16 protein-coding genes and 1 pseudogene are annotated in these 17,581 nt (G+C 38.1%); 11 read left to right on the top strand and 6 right to left on the bottom strand.

Features of this window, described 5'->3' with window-relative positions; all coding sequences use genetic code 11:
* The first annotated feature begins 11 nt into the window (after nucleotides 1–11).
* The 6 genes from AC4J95_RS09345 to AC4J95_RS09320 all read left to right on the top strand — a co-directional run bounded on the left by AC4J95_RS09345 (nucleotide 12) and on the right by AC4J95_RS09320 (nucleotide 6,645).
* Nucleotides 12–521, top strand: coding sequence for a shikimate kinase (locus AC4J95_RS09345; protein WP_316403621.1), 510 nt, complete (start codon nucleotides 12–14; stop codon nucleotides 519–521).
* Nucleotides 521–1,369, top strand: a complete 849-nt coding sequence (pheA, locus tag AC4J95_RS09340) for a prephenate dehydratase (RefSeq protein WP_494549648.1) — start codon at nucleotides 521–523, stop codon at nucleotides 1,367–1,369. The genes AC4J95_RS09345 and pheA overlap by 1 nt, the downstream gene beginning before the upstream one ends.
* A 96-nt stretch (nucleotides 1,370–1,465) precedes the next feature.
* Nucleotides 1,466–2,650 (top strand): LCP family protein, encoded by a 1,185-nt coding sequence (locus AC4J95_RS09335; protein ID WP_494549647.1) that lies wholly within the window; start codon nucleotides 1,466–1,468, stop codon nucleotides 2,648–2,650.
* Between the two features lie 79 nt (nucleotides 2,651–2,729).
* Complete coding sequence (locus AC4J95_RS09330; RefSeq protein WP_494549646.1) at nucleotides 2,730–3,575, top strand: DegV family protein; 846 nt, start codon at nucleotides 2,730–2,732, stop codon at nucleotides 3,573–3,575.
* 335 nt (nucleotides 3,576–3,910) lie between these two features.
* On the top strand, nucleotides 3,911–4,390 hold the full coding sequence (locus AC4J95_RS09325; protein ID WP_494549645.1) for a DUF6530 family protein: 480 nt from the start codon (nucleotides 3,911–3,913) through the stop codon (nucleotides 4,388–4,390).
* 23 nt (nucleotides 4,391–4,413) lie between these two features.
* Nucleotides 4,414–6,645, top strand: a complete 2,232-nt coding sequence (locus AC4J95_RS09320) for an AAA family ATPase (protein ID WP_494549644.1) — start codon at nucleotides 4,414–4,416, stop codon at nucleotides 6,643–6,645.
* A 106-nt stretch (nucleotides 6,646–6,751) separates the two neighbouring features.
* On the opposite strand, the gene AC4J95_RS09315 is transcribed toward AC4J95_RS09320, so the two are convergent.
* The 3 genes from AC4J95_RS09315 to AC4J95_RS09305 are packed head-to-tail and all read right to left on the bottom strand — an operon-like array spanning nucleotide 6,752 to nucleotide 8,602.
* Nucleotides 6,752–7,291 (bottom strand): TIGR01440 family protein, encoded by a 540-nt coding sequence (locus AC4J95_RS09315; protein WP_494549643.1) that lies wholly within the window; start codon nucleotides 7,289–7,291, stop codon nucleotides 6,752–6,754.
* 22 nt (nucleotides 7,292–7,313) lie between these two features.
* Nucleotides 7,314–7,808, bottom strand: a complete 495-nt coding sequence (locus tag AC4J95_RS09310; protein ID WP_494549642.1) for an ECF transporter S component — start codon at nucleotides 7,806–7,808, stop codon at nucleotides 7,314–7,316.
* Complete coding sequence (locus AC4J95_RS09305) at nucleotides 7,805–8,602, bottom strand: bifunctional hydroxymethylpyrimidine kinase/phosphomethylpyrimidine kinase (RefSeq protein ID WP_494549641.1); 798 nt, start codon at nucleotides 8,600–8,602, stop codon at nucleotides 7,805–7,807. Before AC4J95_RS09305 ends, AC4J95_RS09310 begins: the two co-directional genes overlap by 4 nt.
* Before the next feature lie 334 nt (nucleotides 8,603–8,936).
* Here AC4J95_RS09305 and AC4J95_RS09300 point away from each other — a divergent pair.
* The 4 genes and pseudogenes from AC4J95_RS09300 to AC4J95_RS09285 all read left to right on the top strand — a co-directional run bounded on the left by AC4J95_RS09300 (nucleotide 8,937) and on the right by AC4J95_RS09285 (nucleotide 11,686).
* Nucleotides 8,937–9,561, top strand: a pseudogene (locus AC4J95_RS09300) (NAD(P)H-binding protein).
* A gap of 159 nt (nucleotides 9,562–9,720) precedes the next feature.
* Nucleotides 9,721–10,338, top strand: a complete 618-nt coding sequence (locus AC4J95_RS09295) for a hypothetical protein (protein WP_494549640.1) — start codon at nucleotides 9,721–9,723, stop codon at nucleotides 10,336–10,338.
* Nucleotides 10,339–10,457: 119 nt separating this feature from the next.
* Nucleotides 10,458–11,120 (top strand): HAD family hydrolase, encoded by a 663-nt coding sequence (locus AC4J95_RS09290; RefSeq protein ID WP_494549639.1) that lies wholly within the window; start codon nucleotides 10,458–10,460, stop codon nucleotides 11,118–11,120.
* Nucleotides 11,121–11,134: 14 nt separating this feature from the next.
* Nucleotides 11,135–11,686: a GNAT family N-acetyltransferase gene (locus AC4J95_RS09285; RefSeq protein ID WP_494549638.1), complete on the top strand. Its 552-nt coding sequence runs from the start codon at nucleotides 11,135–11,137 to the stop codon at nucleotides 11,684–11,686.
* Between the two features lie 193 nt (nucleotides 11,687–11,879).
* On the opposite strand, the gene AC4J95_RS09280 is transcribed toward AC4J95_RS09285, so the two are convergent.
* Together AC4J95_RS09280 and AC4J95_RS09275 are read right to left on the bottom strand one after the other, a co-directional pair.
* Complete coding sequence (locus AC4J95_RS09280; protein WP_494549637.1) at nucleotides 11,880–12,641, bottom strand: ankyrin repeat domain-containing protein; 762 nt, start codon at nucleotides 12,639–12,641, stop codon at nucleotides 11,880–11,882.
* A 27-nt stretch (nucleotides 12,642–12,668) separates the two neighbouring features.
* Nucleotides 12,669–13,058, bottom strand: coding sequence for a tautomerase family protein (locus tag AC4J95_RS09275; RefSeq protein ID WP_494549636.1), 390 nt, complete (start codon nucleotides 13,056–13,058; stop codon nucleotides 12,669–12,671).
* 250 nt (nucleotides 13,059–13,308) lie between these two features.
* On the opposite strand from AC4J95_RS09275, the gene AC4J95_RS09270 reads away from it, so the two are divergent.
* Complete coding sequence (locus AC4J95_RS09270; RefSeq protein ID WP_494549635.1) at nucleotides 13,309–15,408, top strand: LTA synthase family protein; 2,100 nt, start codon at nucleotides 13,309–13,311, stop codon at nucleotides 15,406–15,408.
* 37 nt (nucleotides 15,409–15,445) lie between these two features.
* Here AC4J95_RS09270 and AC4J95_RS09265 read toward each other — a convergent pair whose 3' ends face one another.
* Entirely contained in the window at nucleotides 15,446–17,332 is a 1,887-nt protein-coding gene (locus tag AC4J95_RS09265; RefSeq protein ID WP_494549634.1) for an endonuclease MutS2, read from the bottom strand.
* Nucleotides 17,333–17,581: the final 249 nt, after the last annotated feature.

The raw sequence follows: 17,581 nt of genomic DNA, 5'->3' as shown, positions 1-17,581 counted from the left end.
GAGAATGTTTTATGGAATCAATCGTCTTGATCGGTTTTATGGGAGCCGGAAAAACAACAATTAGTAAAGAACTTGCCACTACGTTAAACACGCATTCAGTAGATATGGACGATGTCTTAGTCGAACGAATCGGCCAACCAATCAGCGACTATTTTGATGATCATGGAGAAGCATCATTCCGTGAGCATGAGACTAATCTCTTGAAAGAAGCGTTAAATGAGGACTCAGTCATCGCTACTGGTGGTGGAGTAATTTTGCAAAAAGAAAATCAAGAAGTCCTATCAGATAAACTGGTGGTTTATTTAAAAGCTGACGCGAACATTCTCGTAAAACGGATTCGTGAAGATAAAATTAATATTCGACCACTAGCAATCAAAAATGATGACGGCGATCTAAAACGATTGTTCTTTTCAAGAGAAAAACTCTATGAGAAACTTGCAAAAATTACTGTGGATACTTCAGAGAAAACACCAAAGGAGATTGTCAACGAAATCATCCAACAGGTTGAGGTCGTATCCTAATGAAAGTTGGTTATTTAGGACCTAGAGGGTCATTCACCTACAGTGCGGCAACCAATTTTTTTGATGACAGTGTTTTGTTTCCTTATGAGTCTTTGACTGCACTGCTAGAAGAACAAAGAAAAGGAACACTAGATTATTGTGTCGTTCCAATCGAAAATACAATCGAAGGCTCTGTGCTGCCAACATTAGATTTGATTTTCCAAACACTGCCAACGATTCAAGCTGAAATTGTTTTGCCGATTCAACAACAGCTAATGGTTCATCCTGCACATGCGGATAGCTGGCAAGAAACAGAATTGATCTGCAGTCACCAGCAAGCTTTGGCACAATCACAGGTATTTTTAATGAATCACTTCCCGACTGTTAACATTGAACAAATGGGCTCGACTGCTCAAGGTGCCCAAAAAGTAGCCGATCATCCCGATAAAAGATATGCCGCAATTGGCTCAAGAGATGCGGCAGAACAATTTGGACTTACAATCGTGCAGGAAAATATCCAATCAATCGGTGAGAATGAGACGCGGTTTTGGGTGTTAGGCGGAATTCCAGTAGAAGGAAACTTAATTCAGGGGAAAAATAAAGCAACGGTGCTTTTTGATCTGGCAGCCGATCACCCAGGAGCGCTGTATCAGTGTTTAGCAAATTTTGCGTCAGAGAAAATCAATCTGACTAAAATCGAATCTCGTACCCAAAAAACTAAACTGGGGGAATACTTCTTTATTATTGATTTAGAAACACCAGAAGCTGGAAAACTACAAAAAGTTTTGCAGCAATTTAAAGAGCAAAACTTTACGGTCACGCTGATCGGAAATTATCCTACCTATATTCCAAACGTTAGAAAATCTTAGTGGTTAAGGTTTTCTAATTTTTTTGGTGAAAAATAAGACAAAGTCCAGATGATTTGCTATTTTAATAATAATAGTAACGAGATGAAGAGGTGCACTATGAGCCGGATGGATAAATATAAGAAGATTCACGAAGAGAGTCAGAAGGAAGAGAAAAAACCTTTTGGCTTTCGTCGTGAGATGAAGAAAGATGAACAGGTAGAACCAGAGAAACCTACGTACAAAGAAACTAGTTACGAAGAACCCCAAAAAACGTATCAAGAACCTGAAGAAGAGTTTTACTATGAAGATCATTATCAGGAGCCAAAGAAAAAACGATTCAATTTTAAACTTCCTGCATTTAAAAATCCATTTAAACAAAAACCAAAGAATCCATATGAACAAAAAAACAAAAAAAAGCGCAGTTGGAAAAGAATTCTAGTCATGATTTTGATCACGCTTTTAAGCTATTCTGTAGTTGCTTTTGGTGTGGGAAATTTTGTTGCAAAACATGATTCTTCGATGCCGAAAATGGAAACCCAAGAATTTAACGGAGCAGCGTCAGAAAATGGTACAAAAAATATTTTGCTTTTAGGTAGTGACACACGTGACAATATTAGTGGTCGATCAGATTCCATGATGGTGCTGCAGGTAGATGGTCGAGGAAAACCAAAATTAGTTTCTTTCATGCGGGACATGTACGTTAACATACCAGGTGTCGGAGAAAATAAACTGAATGCGGCTTATGCTTATGGCGGGGCTGATTTAGTTCGTCAAACCTTGAAGGAGAACTTTGGCATCGATTGTCGTTATTATGCAATGGTGGATTTCCAGACTTTCGAAAAAGGAGTGGACGCTCTATTTCCACGAGGGGTCCAGATTGATGCTGAAAAAGATATGAGCGCTTATATTGATGAACCAATCACTAAAGGACCGCAGCGGATGAATGGTCACACACTTTTGAATTATGCTCGTTTCCGGATGGATGAAGAAGGCGACTTCGGTCGTGTTCGGAGACAGCAGCAAGTGATGCAATCAGTCTTCAGTCAACTAAAAAATCCGCTGGTTCTTTTAAGAGGACCTTATGCGGCAGGAAAAATCTGGGGGTATTTGTCGACAGATATGCCAAATACTTTTGTTTTGGCTAATTTGTTTGGTTTCGCCAAAGCTGTAGGGGGAATCGACCGCTTGACTTTGCCAGTCGATGGCTCATGGTCCTATATCGATACAGCGAATGCCGGCAGTGCTCTAGCCGTTGATACAAACCAGAATGCACAAGCTGCTCAAGAGTTTTTAGGGAAGTAATAGGAATTTGATTCCCATGATTCTAGGAATATGCTATATTATACTTATTGTAAATTTTGATTGAAACGAGGAAGCGATTATGAAATTAGCGATTGTGACAGATAGTACCGCCTATCTGAATGAGCGCATACGCAATCATAAAGATCTATTTATCATCCCAATTCCGGTCATCATTGATGATCAGCCTTTTGAAGAAGGTGTAGATATCGGTTATGAAGAGTTTTATCAGAAGCTGAAAAATAGCAAAGACTTCCCAAAAACTTCACAGCCAGTACTTGGAGAAGTTTACCAGTTGTATCGCTCAATCAAAGAACAAGGTTATGATACTGTTATCAGTATTCATTTATCTGAAGGAATTTCTGGGTTTGTGCGTACGTTGACAGCCATAAAGGAAGATATCGAAGGACTGCAAGTCATTCCTTACGATTCGAAAATAACTAGTGTCCCGATGGGCTATATGGTAGAAAAGGCACTAGAAATGAGCGATGAAGGAAAATCTTTGGATGATGTTTTAGGCGCGATTGACGAAATTCGTGATACGACCAACGCTTATATCATAGTTGATGACCTAGACAACTTAGTTCGCGGCGGACGTTTGACGAATAGCGCAGCAATCATTGGTGGATTATTAAAAATCAAACCGATCCTTACTTTTGAGGATGGCAAAATTGTTTTAGCCGAAAAGATTCGTTCATTGAAGAAAGCTTTGCAGCGCACGGAAGAAATTATCGAAGAACGCCGTCTAGCAAATAATAATGACTTGCGAATCTTTGTAATTCACGGCAATAACCCTGATTTGGCTCAACAAGAGTATGATAAGCTAAGTCAAAAATATCCAGACGCAACAATCGATGTTGGAACATTTGGTCCAGTAATCGGCACTCATCTAGGTGATAAAGCAATCGCACTAGGAGTCGCAAGATAGTTTTAGTAATTGATTGTAAAGCATTTAATAAAAATACATTACGAAATGAAAGCCGAACAGGTATATTACTTTCCATTCAGAAAGTGTATGCCTGTTCGTTTTATTTGGCCCCATTTTGAACGTTTAAATGAAACACCGTATGTTTAACAAATACTGGGATAGAGCAGTTTAGTTTGACGATGCGCGCGAGGAAAAGATCACTTTTTTTGGAGGCTTAAAAAAAATGAAACCATTAATGGGAGTTAGTTGCAAAAATTGATTTTATTTCGTATTCTTTTTTCATTAGTAGTTTAGTAATTTACTAAATTAGTAAACATAACTAGGAGGAACAAAATATGAAAATACCAACAAATTTGAAGCATAAACCAGTCTTCTTAGTCGAAGATTACGATAAAATTGATGGACATCATGCATGGGATAGTGACGCAAAAGGTCTAACATTAGGTTTGGCACAATGGAATGATCGAGGACGTGTCGATATTTCTGGAAAAGTTTGGCGCCATACTGGTGAAAAGTGGTCACGTCAATCAGAGGAATTACCAATCACTCGTATCTTAGATTTAGCGATTTTGGTTGCGCAATCAAGTATTTACCTGCAAGATGCTTATCGTTATAAAAAATTTTATGATCCAGAAAACCCTAAAGTAGAGATCATTGGTTTGCAGGGCGGTAGAATGGAAGTTCAAGTAGATACCGAAAATCCAAAGATCGATGAAGATATCATTTTATTCAATGATACGATGAATAAAGATGGGGACTTGATCGCACAACGATATCGTACGTTGAAACGTCTTTTAGATGAACTAGGTTATTAAGTCATATTCGGAGGTGAGCAAAGATGAATCAACCTTTTGTCGTAACAGAAGGACGAACATTTACAAAAGTTGAAGAGCAAATGATCTGGCGGAAGCCGGCTAGTCATAAAACAAGTCAAGAAGAACTGAGAATCGCGACAGAGATAAAAAATAATTGGCTGGATCCAGAAATGAAGATTATGAATGTCTTATTAGAAGGCGATGCTGGTTCTGGCAAGACGCAGCTTGCACGAGCTTTGTCTGATGATCTACAGCTGCCATATACTAAGGTGACTTGTTTTGCTGATATGGATAAGACAGATGTGTTTGGTGCCCTATTGCCAGTAGTAACGGCGGATGATAGCGATGATCAGGAATTACTAGAAGCGATTTATCAGACGGACTCGTTACAAGACGTTCTCACAGTGATCGAAAATCACTTTCAGATCGATGCTTTTGAAGCAAAAGAACGTTTAAGTAAGTTGATTGAGCGAATTGATCAGGATGAGAATTCAACGATCGTCGAATATAAGTTTTACCCTTCAGAGATCGTTCGAGCAATGCAAAAAGGTTATTTGCTGGAAATCCAGGAACCAACCGTTATTCGCGATGCCTCAGTACTGGTAGCTTTGAATTCAGCCTTGGAACCAAATGGTTTGTTAAACATACCGACAGGGATTATCCGCCGTCATTCTGATTGTGTTGTAATCATCACAACGAATCGTAATTATCAAGGAAATCGACCTTTGAATGAATCTTTACGTGATCGAGTTCAGCATGCGGAAAAAATGGATCTTCCGACAATTGACGTGATGATCGACCGGGCAATTGCTAAAACCAACTTTACTGATCGAGATTATCTAGAAGTAATGGCGAAAATAATTCAGTTGTTGGATGAAACAGCTAAAGCAAATGCGATTAAAGGGGTCGCAGGTATGCGTTCATATTTCTTTTGGGTAAATAGCTTGAAACAAGGACAAAATCCTTTAGAAAGCATTTTTCCGAAGGTTTTGTATAAATTGACCACTGATGAAACTGAACTGAAAATACTACAGGACGCGCTAGAACAAAGTAGGCTGCTCACAGAATTTCAACAAGTGAAGAACCAGCAAAAATTTAATCAAGGCAGAAAAATTAGTCAAGCTGAAGCAGACCAACGTAATATTTTAGAAGAAGCTGAAAATGCTACATTAAAAAGCGAAATATTGGAGACAGAAACTTCCACTGAAAATGAAGATTCTGACTTAACTGAAGATACTTCTAATAATGAAGAGCAGCCAGAAGCTGCAACGATTGATGATGAAGCGACCAGAAGCGATTCCGAAGCTGAAAGTACATCTGCTTCACTGGACGAAGAAGACAAGATCGGATCAGCCATGTCATTAGACGAAATGACCGAGATTGATAAATCCAAGCGTAAAGAACTCAATCGCGAGATTCGTGAAACTCTAAAGGACACGATCCACGCAAAAGAAGGAACAATCCTTCATCGGCCAGTTATCAATGAGACAGCCATCAAAAATGGGCAAGAGTTGACGCAAAAGGTTCTACCTGAGGTTGAAAGTCTGAGTCGAGTGATCAACGATCTATTAAATAAAGAAGTCAGTAATGATTTTTCTAGCGGAAAGTATTATGGCGCTCGCTTTAACCCGAGTCACGTTGCTTATGGCGATTTGCGGAATTTCGATAAGAAAAATCCACCAAGTGAACAGCCGTCTTTAGCATTGGCAGTGAGAGTCGATGAGTCAGGTTCAATGTTACGAGATGATCGTATCCAAAATGCCAAGTTAGCAGCTGTAGCCCTAAGCTTGTTTGCCGAAAAAACAAGTATCCCTTTAATGCTTTATGGCGATTCAGCCGATCTCAGTCAACGAGAAAAAACTTCTATCTATTCTTATAAAGAATTCGACGATAGCTATGATTTCATGGCAGCTAAACTTTCTACGATGAAACCACGGCAAAACAATCGGGACGGTGTTCCGTTACGTTTGCTAGCGGAAAAACTTAGCCAGCAAGCTGCTGATACGAAAGTACTATTGTCCATCAGTGATGGACAGCCGAAAGCCTTGCCGGATTATACTGGAGAAAAAGCCAAGCAAGATATTCAGAATGTTTTGGCTGACTATGAGAGAAAAGGAATTCTTTTCATCGCTTGTGCCATCGGCGAAGACAAAGAACAGCTGCGGTCATTATATGGTGAGAATAACTTCGTAGATATTTCAGATATCTCAACATTGCCTCAGCAATTACTACAACTAATCGCCCGGTTCGTTTAAATAAAAAAGGCGAACGCCCATACACTTTCCTATTTGGAAAGAAATACGGGCGTTCGCTTTCTTTTTGTAAAGTTTTTATCGAAATTTCTTTATGATTATTATTGATCTAATAAGTCGCGCGGGGACCGCCAATATATTTTGGTCGACTCCGCAAAGCGGTGACATGCGCACCGCCCAGTTCCTTAATTGATGGGCGCACAGGAACCTGCACATATTTTACGTGCATGCCAATTGAAGTATCACCGATATCAATTCCAGCTTGTGCAACGATATGCTCAACTTCAACGGGATCAGCGAACTGTTCAAAAGCAGCTACGGAACAAGAGCCCCCAGCATGCAATGCAGGCTTGACTGAAACGATTTCCCAATCTTTTTTCTCAGCAATCTCCCGTTCAACTACTACAGCCCGATTGATATGCTCACAGCCCTGAACACCTAGATATATTTTTTGGGGATCAAGGATTGATTTCAATGTCTCAATCACCCATTGGCCGACTTCTTGACTAGAATTTTTACCGATCGTACCGCCGACAATTTCACTTGTGGTACAGCCGAGTACGAAAACATCGCCGGCTTTGAGATTTGCTTCGTTTAGCACATCATTGACGATCGTTGTTAGATCTTGTTGAATTTTTTCTTTTTCCATTTGAATGACTTCTTTCTATTTACTATTTATACTGAGGATGGCGTAAGACTCTCTGCAAAGCATGGAAAAGAGGGACTGTCACCGCGATACCGAAAATATTTTGAACGAGATTGCTTGGCAATGAAGCCAAACCTGCTGGCCAGCCGAATAGCAAGGCCGTCGCTAAGGCATAACCAATAATCATAAAGAGACTAGCAAATATAAATCCAAAGGTAAGACCCTTTTTATTCGGATGCTTATTATAAAGATAACCTAAAATCAATCCTTGGATACCATGAATAATAATCGAAAAAATTGCCCACTCAGGATAACCAGAGATCAAATCAATTAAACCGCCACTTAAAGCACCGACTAGAAAGCCGCCAGTTGGACCAAAAAGCATAGCGGAGGCATAAATTCCAACTTCACATAATGTCACGAATCCCTTGGTTGCTGGAATAGGGATGATAAACAAGATCGAAAGTGTTACAGTTAATGCAACCATCATTGCTATTTTTGTCATTTCTCTTGTTTTCATGTCCTAACCTCCGTCTTTATGCTATCCCCAAACCAAACATTTCCTTCGCCATTGCTTAAAACAACTCCGTTCTTAATTCCTTGATATACATATTCTTTACTATCATGAATTGCTGAAAGCAAATCCTTACCTAAAATAAGATTTGATGTAATAGCAGAAGCAAATGAACAGCCAGCCCCATTGATCGATACATTCGTCAGTTTTGGCTTGGAGAAGTATTCAAAATGGTCACCATCGTAGAATAGGTCGGATGCCAGATCACCGGAAAGTCTTTCTCCACCTTTTATAACAACGGATTTAGCGCCGAGGGCGAAGATCTTTTGAGCAGCTTGCTCCATCTCGGCTAGGTTGTTGATTTTTTGCTGACTTAAGATTTCGGCTTCCTTTAAGTTCGGAGTAATGATTGTAGCATAAGGAAACAATTCGATTAATTTCGCTCGATAAGTAGCGCTGTAAACACGATCAGTCTCTTTGAAAGCCATGACTGGATCCAATACAATTGGTCCAACAAAATCCCGTAGAAAATCCTTAACGATTTCAAGAGAGTCTAGCTGATGCACCAATCCGATCTTTATACCATCCAAAGAAAGACCTTCTTTAATGGTAGCTAGTTGGTCACTTAAAAGATTAGAGGGCAAATCATTAATTCTAAACTGATCATCTTTTATTACCGCAATACAAGTAATGGCGGTCAAACCAAATAAGTGGTGGTTCTCAAATGTTTTCAAGTCTGATTGCAGACCCCCGCCTGCTAAAGTATCAGAACCTGCGATAGTTAACGCTGTTCTTGTCATAGAAAAACTCCTCATTCTATTTAATGCCTTTTTCTTATAATTGAAAAAGCTCGATTTCAAAAACGATGTTAGAGTGTATAAAGCTGAATCACTTATAATATATTCGCTTGTGCCTCATTTCTTTGATTGCCATTAAGCGTAAAGAGAATAGATTGAGGGCTTTTTTTTGATTATCATTCCTAATCAATATTGTTAATGATTCTTATTATAAAGTTGCGAAATAAAAAGAAAACAGCCAATTGGTTGTTTTCTATCTCATCCAATTCCAAGTGAAAATAGTTGTTCCTTCAGAATAAATGCGGTAGCATATCCAATGAGAAAGGGGCTCGTTATCATGAAAATATTTATCGTTGGAGCAACTGGCAGAGTGGGCGAAGAGCTAATCAAAAACTTAGTCAAAAAAAGGTCATACTATTTATGCAGGCGCACGTCGTGACAAAGATATTGCAGGAAGCGAATCAGTTACACCAGTTCATTTAGATCTTCACGGCACAATAGACGAGATCGCAGACACATTGGCAGATGCCGAAGCAGTTTATTTTGTTGCTGGATCAAGAGGCAAGGATTTGCTACAAACAGATTTGTTTGGTGCTGTTAAACTGATGCAGGCTGTCGAACGGAAGGGAATCAAGCGCTACATTCACCTGAGTTCATTATTTGCTTTACAACCTGAGAAATGGAGAGGAACACTAACTGATTATAACATCTCAAAATTTTTCTCTGATAATTGACTGATTGATAAAACGAAGTTGGACTATACAATCCTTCAACCAGGAAGCTTGAAAGAAATACCAGGAAGTGGAAAAATAACTACTGACATCACTGAAGTATCAGAAAATTCGATTGAAAATGTTGCAGCTGTTTTAGCAGAATTACTTAGTCAAGATAACACTATAAAAAAAGTAAGTCTTATGGGAGATGGCGAAACACCCATCGAAGAAGCAGTAAAGAAAATATAAAAAAATGGTCCACTCGACGAGAATCCTAGTCTGAGTGGATTTCTCTTTTCTTAATTCAGACACGGCGAAAAATATTAAATAATTTCTTAGTCTTTCTACTAACTTAATGATAAAATAGAGACTGCCGAACAGAGAATTCCGTGATTAAGGAGAAGTCTTATGAATCTTCAAAATATCCATGATCTTAGAATCGAAGAGGGGGTTCAAATGATCAGAAAAAGGAAAATTACGAAATATTATATAAAAGAGCAAGGCTTCGATAAGAAAGAAGCACAGGAGACAGCCAAAAAATCACAGCCAGAGTTTACTGAAGCTCGAAGACTTTATCTCGCTTTGTTTTACGAAGCCAAACCAGTATTCGCCGACCGCAATGAAAAAGAGAAGGTGTTGAGAGTTTATCAGGTTTTCAGTTTTCTCGCTTTGATTTGCTTTGTTATTTGGTTATTTAGTAACGGATATTTAAATGGCTCGAATGTGACCGATAACTTTCTTTTAATTGCCTTAGTGATCAATTTTGCTATCATTAGTTATTTTGATGAAAAAATAACTGAGCGCATCCATGTGCGAAAAACAAAAGAGCTTTTGCGGCATGAACCAGATGCGATAGCCAAACTGGCACAAGTCGAAGAAATTAAACGTAATATTTTTCGTGCCGAGCATCGGGGAATCAAATTGGTTGAAGAGCAAAAAGAAGAAGCAGCTAAGAATCCAGAAACTTCATCGAAAGTAATTACTATTGATAAAATCAAAGCATTTCGCGGAAAAATCAAAAAATAGCCAACTGCGTTTAAGGAAAGCGTGATTGGCTATTTTTGTTTTCAATCATAAAGTAAGTTGCTTTTTCTCAAATGCTTTGCAATAATTCATTTCATAGATAGGTAAAGGGGGAGGCATTAATGATCAAAGCAATTGTTTTTGATATGGACGGAGTTATCGTTGATACAGAGTATCAAGATTTCAGAATCCAGCAAGAGTTTATAAAAAAAGAAAATCCCGCGATTAATACACATGAGACTGATTTTAGCGAATTGATCGGTCAATCATATGAGATGCTTTATCGAACGCTAAGAAAATTTATCGGCAGCAATGATACATTGACAGATATTAAGGATCGGTTTGAAGCGTATAATGAGACTGCTTATAAATCAATCAATTACCAGCAGCTATTCCGCAAAGATATTCATTTGATCTTGAATTGGGCCAAAGTCAATAATATTTTGCTAGCGGTCGCTTCATCTTCAACACATGAGCATATCCTCGAAGTTTTGGAATCCTGCGAGATTAAAGATTACTTTGATGTAATTTACAGCGGAGAATTTGTTGAGGAAAGCAAACCAAATCCAGCCATTTATCTAAACACATTAAAAAAATTAGCTGTGAAACCAAATGAGGCGATAGCAATTGAAGACTCATTTTACGGAATTAGCGCTTCAAAGGCAGCAGGTATCCCAACAATTGCTTATGAAGAGACACGTGCAGTAATCGACCAAAGCGCCGCAGACTATTTAGCTGCGGATATGGTAGAGATTTATCATCTCATCCAGACTTTAAATAGATAATAGGAGAGTGAAGTATGTTTGAAAAGGACCCGTTCATTTTCAAAAAAATATCCCTTGATGATTTTGATTTTCTAAAAAGTATTCTTCAGGATGAAGAACTAATGAAGCTTGGTTGGGGAAAAACTTATTGTGATCTTGAAGTAAAAGGGTGGATTAATAAAATCATTCAGCAATATGACAGTTACGGCTATAGCTATTTCATTGTTGAAGAAGCTGATAATAAAAGAATACTGGGAATTGCTGGTATCATCAAAACCACAATTAATTCAGCTACATTAAATGAAATCGCATACATTGTAAAAAAAGACTATCAAGGCTTAAGCTATGGAACCAAAATTGTTCAGCAGATCATCGATTTAGCATTTGATAATTTCAATTTGCTGCAAATCGTTGCGCAATTTATTCCTGAGAACATTGCATCAAAAAAAATACTTGAAAAAAATGGTTTTACATACGAATTTAGCTATCAGCGTAATCAAAATGGATTGTTAAAGGATCATTCAGTTTATCAATTGAAAAATCAATCTCTGAGTGAAGATAAAAAGAATATGCGTAATGAATTTTAAACAAAATCTGAGGAATAATATATAAATTCAGATAAATTAAGTAAGCTAAGATTAATACAAAGATCATCCGATTTAAAGTGATAATCGGAATGTTTTTAACTATGTAGCTTTTGTTAATGTATATTATGTAAACTAAAATAAAAATTTAAAGGAGCTATTGTTAAGCTCCTTATTTGTGTTTCTACCTTTTTATCTATGCTTTTTCTTGCAACATCTTAGAAATGTTTCCATAACCAAGTTCATTCGCATAATCTTTTGCTGATTTTCCATAATTATCGACAATGTTTGGATCTGCGCCGTGATTAAGTAATTCAGCGACTATATCTTGGTAAACTTGCGAACCGTCTCTTAATGCAACAGCTTCAATTAACGCTGTATAGCCGTAATCATTTTGATGATTGATATTTACTTGACCATCCATTAAAAGAATTTTTACATTTTCGAGATGACCTTTTTCTGCTGCGGGAATCAACGCATTTCCGCCAAAGCGGTTCGTAATTGCTTGATTTGGCGTACTTTTCGCTAACATATAGGATAAAATATCCGTTCGTCCTTCAGCTCCCGCAAACAAATATGGGCTATCCTGAATATTATCTTGTTGATTAACATTTGCACCGGCATCAATCAACTTTTTAGCGAGTTCAATTTGATTATTATGAACAGCGATCATTAAAGGCGTTTCCGCTTTTTCGTTCACTTCATCTATTTGATACGATTTATCTTTAAGAATCTCCTCTGCTTTTTTTAGATCGTTTGCTGAAGCCGCTTGCAGCAAACTTCCTGACGGATAAGTCACAGTACTCTCCTCCTTCGTCTGTTTTATACTAGATGTGTCAGATGTTCTCGAGCTAGATTGATTTATCGAAGAAGTATCCACTGATTCATTATTTTTTTGATTGAGCTGACAGCCACTAAAAATAAATAGACACATTGCTGCGATAATGATTTTTTTCATAATTCCCCACCTCAGATATCTTAATTCTTATAACTCTCCGGTCAAGAACTGCGCACGTCCAAAACCAAAGCTCCAATCTTCATCAGTGTTCACTGTAAGAGTGATCATGATATCTTCAATACGAATACCTAATTGTTCGTTTAATTCTTTGACTAGTTCTGAATAAAAGTTTTGTTTTTCCTCAGTAGTTCGCGGACGTGTTACTAAACTGAAGACAATTACTTGATCCGTTCGTTCAAAACCTAGTCCCGTATCAAGGATTTGCATTTCGTAGGGCTCATGTTGAGTAACTAGTTGATAGCGATCTCCATTTGGTGCATGAAAGGCCTTTAGCATTACCTGGTATGAAATATCTAAAATTTGCTTGATTTCATCTTCAGAGCGTCCTTTGATCATATCGATTTCCATTAATGGCATGGGTCATTCCTCTTTTCATTTTTTGTAATTATAGCATTCAAGAAATGATTCAGCAGTAAAGACAACTTCTAGGTTAAATAAGAATCATTTTAGCTCATCACCTGTGTTTATTAAGAATTATTTATATTCTATTAGATAACTAATAGAAAAGCTGGTATATCAGCGATTCTCACACTAATCAGTTTGACCTTCCTTAAAAAAACCGATAAACTATTTAAGTATATGAAAAATAAGTTTAAGGAGCATGAAAATGTCTCATTTAAAAAAATATAAAGACTTCATTAAAACTAGGATTGGCTTCTTCAGCCTGCTAATGGGCCTACTTTGGCTGAAAAATATGTTCGCGTATGTAGTCGATTTTCATTTAGGAATTCAGAGTCCAATGCAATTATTCATTCTATTAATCAATCCTCTGAGTGTTTCAATGCTGCTGCTTTGTATCGGGCTTTTTATTAAACGCTCAAAGGTGGCGTACACGACTCTATTTGTCATCTATGGTTTGCTGACGATCTGGCTCTTTTCGAATGCAGTATATTATCGCGAATTTACTGATTTTATTACGATAAATACGATGCTGGGTGCTGGCCAAGTTTCAACGGGTTTAGGTGAAAGTGCTGTAAGATTGTTCCGTTGGTACGATATTGTCTATATCCTAGATCTGTTGATTATTCCGATTCTTCTATTCAGAAAGAACATCCCATTGGACGATAAGTACCCTCGGTTTCGACAAGCAGCTGCTTTGTCTGCCCTTTCCTTGTTGATCAGTAGCGGAAATATATTCCTGGCTGAGATTGACCGATCCGGCTTATTAAGCAGACAATTTTCCCGAGAAAATTTGGTGAAATATCTCGGCGTGAATGCATTTACTGTTTATGATAGTTATCAGACGTATCAAAACAACCAAATTCGCGCTGAAGCAAGTCCCAACGATTTGAAAGAAGTGGAAAGCTATGTCAAGGATCACTATGCTGAGCCAAATGATTCAATGTTCGGTATTGCAAAGGGAAAAAATGTGGTCTACATTCATTTGGAAAGCTTCCAGCAGTTCTTAATTGACTATCAGCTACCAGATGAAAATGGTGAAAAACATACAGTAACACCATTTTTAAATAGCTTGTATCATGGCGAAAGTACTTATAGTTTTGATAACTTCTTTCATCAAGTCAAAGCTGGTAAAACATCCGATGCTGAAACACTAATGGAAAACTCACTATTTGGTTTGAATCAAGGAGCATTGTTCACCCAAATGGGCGATAAAAATACCTTTGAGGCAGCGCCGAATATCTTGAATCAAAAAGCTGGTTATACCTCAGCAGTGTTTCATGGACATTCAGCTTCATTTTGGAATCGCGACAAGACCTATAAACATTTAGGCTTTGATTATTTCTTTGATTCTTCCTATTACGATATTAATGATGACAACTCGTTCCAATACGGTATGCATGATAAACCATTCTTGAGTCAGTCTGTTCAGTACTTGGAGCGTCTACAACAGCCGTTTTACGCGAAGTTCATTACAGTTTCGAATCACTATCCGTATTCTCGTTTCAAAAATGAAGAAGATGGATTCCCGTTAGCGAATACCAAAGATGAAACGATTAATGGATATTTTGCTACGGCTAACTATTTGGATACAGCTTTAAAGGAATTCTTTGATTATATGAAGGCCAGTGGACTTTATGATAATTCAATCTTTGTCCTGTACGGCGATCACTACGGAATCTCTAATACACGGAATCGAGAACTGGCTCCGCTGCTCGGAAAAGATTCCGACAGTTGGACTGATTTCGATAATGCTCAATTGCAGCGAGTGCCATTTATGATTCATGTACCAGGTGCAACGAATGGCGGTGTCAATCACACTTATGGCGGACAAGTCGATGCCCTCCCTACTCTGCTTCATTTATTAGGGATTGACTCGAAGAAATATCTGCAGTTGGGACAAGATCTATTTTCATCTGAGCATAAGCAAGTCGTAGCCTTCCGCGATGGTGACTTTGTTACACCGCAATACACCTTCTATGGTGGAAAAATGTATGACAATCAAACAGCTCAAGTCATTGACGAGCCAACACCTGAACAAGAGCAGCTTTTCGTTGAATTAAATCAGGATGTTGATCAACAATTGATCACCTCTGATAAGATTACGAATAGTGATCTGCTGCGGTATTATCAAGACAGTGGATTAGATCCGATCGATCCGAGTTCATTTGATTATCGTGATCAAAAAGCTCGTTTAGAGGAAATCGAAGGGCAAAAAGGCTCGCGGTCTTCAAGCTTATATAGTGAAAACAACCAGAAGTCAACTGTTGGTTTGTATAAAACTAAAACATATCAACAATATGAATAATCAAAAACTCCTCCAGCGTTTTTACTGGAGGAGTTTTTTAATCTTGTCTTCTGTTTATGGCTTCTTTTCTTAATTTGCGTTGTGCTTTTTTCGATCCGCGATCGATATCGCGACGTTCTTTTCGAATATGGAAATCTTCAAATAAGTTTTCAATCTCATAATCCGCTGGATAAAGCTCAGATGCACGGAATTCAAGTTTGATTCGTCGTTTTGGAACTTCAATAAATTGATCTTCTAGGAATACTGTTACATTGTCAGTGAATGGTACCTCCTGATAGACGAGCGCAGATTTTTGTTGTTCTAATAAGAAAATTTTATCCCCTTTGAAATAAGTCATTTCAACAGCTTCAGTTAGCTGTTTTTTCATTTTCTTTTTAAAGATTTTCTTCTCTAGACTGTAATTGCGATCAGTAAAATAATTCTGCGCTTTAGTAATGATCTGCTCAGAAATCGCCATTTTTTTTGCAATCCATAACGCGTTACTTTCACCTGTTTGGCCAATTAGTAAGCGATACTTCGGTGTCAGATGCTCAGCGTCAAAATCCATAGCAGCAGTAATGAAATCTGGATGCTGTTCGGCAAATCGTTTGATTTCACCGTAATGCGTCGTAGTGATCAAGATACTGCCTTTTTGATAAAACTCCTCCATGATCGCAATTGCTAGTGCTGCTCCTTCATTTGGTTCAGTACCGCTGCCCAATTCATCCAATAAAATCAGACTATTCTTGCTTGTTTGTCGCAAGATATCCGAAATGTTCTGCATATGACCGGAAAAGGTACTCAAGGCATTCTCAATGCTTTGAGCGTCGCCGATATCTACAAAAATCTGATCAAAAATCGCGATCTCTGTTCCTTGTTTTGCAGGAATTTGTAGGCCGATCATAGTCATCAATGACATTAGGGCGACTGTTTTCAGCACAACTGTCTTTCCGCCAGCGTTTGGTCCAGTGATCGTCAATCCGCGGTACTCGTCACCAATTGTCAGATCAAGCGGTACAGCATTTTCAATCAATGGATGGGTCGCAGCTACTAGATGTATATAACCATCTGCATTTATCTCTGGCGTAATTCCTTTCAACTCACGACTAAACTTTCCGCGAGCAAAAATATGATCAAATTCAGCAATGATTTCGATGTTTTGTTGGATCAGCGGCAATGCTTCTGCTAATAAACCTGTTAACGTGGCCAAGATTTGATATACCTCTGCTTCTTCAACCATCTTATGATAAGCTAATTGCTCATTCCAGCGGCTAACATTGCTAGGTTCAATATATGCAGTAGTGCCTTTACTAGATAGTTCAACGATCGTTCCTTTGATTTGCTTCTTGTAAGCCGCTTTGATCGGCACAGTGAAAATATCATTTCGTTTAGTGATGATCGCTTCTTGCAATTTTTCCTTATTTTGCCGGATGAATTTCTTCAATAATTCTTGTATCTTGTCTTGTGTCTCAGCAATGTCTCGACGTGCTCGACGTAATTCGCGGCTGGCATCGTCAATGATTCTTCCGTTTCGAATTACTTGATAGATTTCAGCTTCGATCTCATTGAAGTCATTTAATCCTTGACCGTAACGATTCAATGTCGGTGCGATACTTTGATTTTTCTCGAAGAACTGTTGAATCAAGCGCAGGCTGCGCAAGAAATCCGCGTATTCTAATAATTCTTGCGGTGTTAAGACAAACCCTTTTTCAAGTTGGTTCGTAATATGTTCGATACTTTGCAACCCCATAAATGGAACATGCAAGTTACTATCTAATAATTGTTTTGCCTCAGTCGTCTCTGTGAGTCGTTTTTCTACTACTGACAGTTTTGAATGAGGTTTGGTAGCAGCGATTAATTTTTTTCCAAAACTGCTGATTGCATAACTGCTTAGTTGTAGTTTAATATCGTTAAATTGTGTTTTAATAAAAGTTTCGTTATTCATGGTCTCTTCCTTTCAATCTGAAAAGATACCTATCGAGGCCGGGGGAACTTAACAAGAAATATCAGATTATGAATTCTAGGTGCATACGTCTTCGTCAAACATGTTAGAAGTTTAAAATGCCTGACAGCTAGCTCACTCATAAGAATCAACTTTTTTTGACGAAAAAGTTGTACGCATACGTTTCCACTAGATGCGCTAAAGCGCATAGTGGAACTCGCAAAAAAGCTGTGAAGATTCCTCTTCACAGCT

The organism is Enterococcus sp. GPZ-007 (genome assembly GCF_059374735.1).
Note: the sequence above shows the minus strand (reverse complement) of the source record. Positions and strands in the feature narration are given on the sequence as shown.